Genomic DNA, 3,746 nt, shown 5'->3' on the forward strand with positions numbered 1-3,746 from the left:
CACACAAACTCAACCAACGCCCCCGGTTAGTACACACAGCTTCCTTGATGTCGTTGACCCATTCGACAACATCCCGCATCGCGCCAGGCTTACCCGTGCTGAATTCAACCGGCTGATGGACGAACAAGACCCTGAGCGCCGCGAGGAAAAATGGCAGCGCGCCACCTACGTGTTCAATGAGCTGGTTATGGCCAGTACCGAGGACATGCCTGAGGAATACCGCAAGAACTGGCAGGGAGACCTCACCCTAGACGGAACACTTATTCCAGGCGTGCGCCGCGGCAACAACCGATGGACGAACCGGCCGGACGATCTCATGTCCTCCGAGCCGGAAGCAGGCTGGTACTCGCGAGACGAGCGGCAGGAAACACATGGCGAATCAAAGCGAAAGCGAAACGCCAAGCATGTCTGGGGCTGGGAGGCCACACTTGTTGCCGGAGTCATCCGCGACCAAGGCCCCTATGCTCAACCGCACCTGATTATGGGAATGGCTTTTGACCGGCCCAGCCACAACCCTGCGATCCGTGGGCTGGAAGCCATGCGGCATTTAGCGGAAGATCCTGAGACACCTAAGGGCATAGCGGTGGGCGACCGCGCGTACTTCGCTGTAGCTAAGACCAAACACTTCCATGAACCACTGCGCAAAAAGGGATACACGCTGGTGGGAGATTACAAAACCAACCAGCTGGGAAAGCGCGGATTCTATGAAACCATGGGGTTAGTTGAAGGCCACTGGTATTGCCCGGCCATGCCGAAACCTCTGGTGGAAGCCACCGAAGACTTCTACGCCGGGCGTATTGATGAGGCCACCTACAACCAGCGGATCAACGAGCGCCGCGCCTTTGCCATGCGGAGAAAAGGCAAGAAGCTCTCCGGTGAGAGCCAGATGTTTATGTGTCCGGGACGAGGTAAAGGAAAGACACTGGCATGTCCCTTGGTGGAAAAGAGTCAGCGCCAGGACGCGAGAGACAGAGGACTACCCTCCATCTCCGGGCCAAATCTATCTACTGCGCGCAAGGCAAAAGGAAAGTGCTGTACCAATAGGGCCTCGGTAACCATTCCGAATAAGGAGGGAATGCGCTACCGCCAAACTGGCCCTGCTTTTAAGACACCGGAATGGAAGAAGATTTATGGCACGTGGCGCAATGTGATTGAAACTCGCAATGACTATGTGAAGAACAATCGTGGTGGTGCTGCGATTCGTGACCATACGAGAAGGCCTGTTCGTGGTTTTGCTGCCACCTTCTTCTATACGGCTTTGGGTGTGGTTGCGGCCAATGTATCCATGATCCGGCGTTTTCTTGGCCGGGTGGAAAGGGACGAAAAGACCCCGCCACCTGAACGCCATGAGCCACAGCCGCCGCGCGATCCGGCGCGCGAGAAGGCAAGCCCGAACGCGCCGCCTGCACGCGAGGCGGCTTAAGACCAACTGAATACATTTCTCACATCTAGCTCGGAAAACCGATAAAGGGTTCCGGGCTAGAAGTCGTTTTAGAGGGGACGAACCATGCTGTGTTCCTTATTGGTTACCACCTGGATCAGGGCGAAAACGACTAAACCCACCGCGATCAAGCGGTGGGTTTAGCTATGCGGAGCAGTTTCGCAAATGATTTAAGTTAGATTCGCAAAACCGCCGCCTTGTGCTGTCGGGATGACAGGATTTGAACCTGCGACCCTCTGCTCCCAAAGCAGATGCGCTACCAAGCTGCGCCACATCCCGGACTGCTTCATACTAGCCCTTTGCCGCCAGAAAGGCACTTCGACCCGAGCGCATGTCGCGCTGACCCCGTCGATTTTGCAGATCGGGGAACTGTGCTTTAAAGTAGAGAAGCGCTTCGCGCGGGGATGTAGCTCAATGGTAGAGCCTCAGTCTTCCAAACTGATAGTGCGGGTTCGATTCCCGTCATCCCCTCGGTTCAAATCTCGGGACACTGTTTGCGCAGTGTCCCGAGATTTTTTTGTGTGCACGGTAGGCGCGCGGGAACACAGTTGTCGAGGTGGTGTTCATCACGTTGTTTACCGTTCAGTACACTGCCGGTCATGCACGTTGAGAACAAACCGCAGGGCCCTGCCGCGGTGAAACGAAAAGCGGTATCCCCAACGGCTGCCCGGCCGACATTCTTTGAAGTCCCCCGCCCTCGGTATTGGCTGCGGTTGGCGGTTTGGCCGCTGTCTGGATTCTGGGTCAGGTGACGGGCCACCCGATCAACGCGGTTGTGTTCGCGATCCTCGTGATGGTCACCCTGTGCCTTGTGAAGGTTCCGGTCATCATTGCTTTGGTGTCATCAGCCATTCTCGGTGGCCTGCAGGCCGGGCTGAGCATGGAAGAGACCCTTGCGGGCTTCAACGACAACCTGCTGTCCGGCGCGCAGGTGGGTCTGACCTACGTCATGATCGGCGCCTTGGCCGTCGCGCTGTCCCGTTCCGGTCTTCTTGAGCTCTTCGCCCAGTGGGTGGCAAAGAAGACCACCGCGGAAGAGCGTGCAGTGAGTCAGGGTGCAAAGTGGGGCCTGTTCGGCCTGTTCGCCGGCGCGGCAGTGCTCAGCCAGAACCTCGTTCCCGTGCACATCGCGTTCATCCCCATCCTGCTCCCGCCGCTCTTGGGCGTTCTCAACCGGCTGCGCATCGACCGCCGCGCCGTTGCTGTTGTACTCGCATGCTCCATGAGTGCCAGCTACCTGCTGCTGCCCACGGGTTTCGGCGCCATCTACCTCAACGAAATTCTGCTGACCAACGTCAATGAGTTCGGCGGCCCGCGGGGGCTCACTGCAACCCCTGATATGGCGTGGAAAGCGATGTTCTGGCCCGTCATGGGTCTGGCAGCGGGAATGCTGACCGCTGTTCTCTTCAGCTACCGCAAACCCCGCGACTACCCTCAGCTGCCGCAGGCAGACCGGCTTTCTGCTGCGCGGGGGAGCGCTGGATCAGAGAACGCTGTGTCGCTGCACCCGTTCCAGCTGATCATGACGCTCATTGCCGTAGCTGCAGCACTCGTCTTCCAGATCGCCTTCGATTCCCTGCTCGCGGGTGGGATGATCGGCTTCCTCATCTTGACACTCGCCGGCGTATTCCGGTGGAGGGAACAGGACGATGTCTTCACCCAGGGTGTGCTCATGATGAGCCACATCGCCATCATCATCACGGTTGCCTCCGGCTTTGCAGGACTGTTGAACGTAACTGGTGAGATCGACCCGCTGATTGCCGCAGTCGGCGGGTTCATCGGCGACAACACGGCACTCGGGGTTTTCCTCATGCTGTTCGTGGGCCTATTCATCACGATCGGCTTCGGCGATTCCTTCGCGAGCGTGCCGATCCTCGCCCCGATCTACATTCCGCTGGCACTGGAAATGGGGCTTGACCCGCTGGCTGCTGTCTGCCTGCTCGGAGCCTCGGCAGGCCTAGGTGATGCCGGTTCTCCCGCATCGACCATTTCCCTCGGCGTGACGTCCGGACTCGCCGCCGATGGGCATCACGACCACATTCGCGACACCGTCATCCCAACGTTCCTGCACTGCAATATCGGCATGCTGCTGTTCGCGGGGATAGCGGTGCTCATGCTGTAGAGATGTCTGGTTTCAGGACATCGTGCACCCCTGCGGCTGCGAATCGGCCTGCGGATGTCTCACGCCTCTGTTCCATTGATGTGTAGGGCCATCGTTCCAACCCACATCCGGACGGCCAGACTCCCTTTAGCCGGCTTCTGCGCCTTAGCTGTACTAACCGGGGACGTTGGTTGAGTTTGTGTG

2 protein-coding genes and 2 tRNA genes are annotated in these 3,746 nt (G+C 58.5%); 3 read left to right on the top strand and 1 reads right to left on the bottom strand.

The window, feature by feature from the left end:
- On the top strand, positions 1-1,423 hold a 1,423-nt coding region (locus HMPREF3172_RS10185), incomplete at its 5' end, for a hypothetical protein (RefSeq protein ID WP_070517323.1).
- A 223-nt stretch (positions 1,424-1,646) separates the two neighbouring features.
- On the opposite strand, the gene HMPREF3172_RS10190 is transcribed toward HMPREF3172_RS10185, so the two are convergent.
- Positions 1,647-1,720, bottom strand: a tRNA-Pro gene (locus HMPREF3172_RS10190).
- A gap of 121 nt (positions 1,721-1,841) precedes the next feature.
- On the opposite strand from HMPREF3172_RS10190, the gene HMPREF3172_RS10195 reads away from it, so the two are divergent.
- Positions 1,842-1,912: transfer RNA gene (locus HMPREF3172_RS10195), tRNA-Gly, on the top strand.
- Positions 1,913-2,162: 250 nt separating this feature from the next.
- Positions 2,163-3,563 (top strand): Na+/H+ antiporter family protein, encoded by a 1,401-nt coding sequence (locus HMPREF3172_RS10200; protein ID WP_256173448.1) that lies wholly within the window; start codon positions 2,163-2,165, stop codon positions 3,561-3,563.
- The last annotated feature ends 183 nt before the right edge of the window (positions 3,564-3,746 follow it).

Source organism: Brevibacterium sp. HMSC08F02 (genome assembly GCF_001807555.1).
Lineage (GTDB): Bacteria > Actinomycetota > Actinomycetes > Actinomycetales > Brevibacteriaceae > Brevibacterium > Brevibacterium ravenspurgense.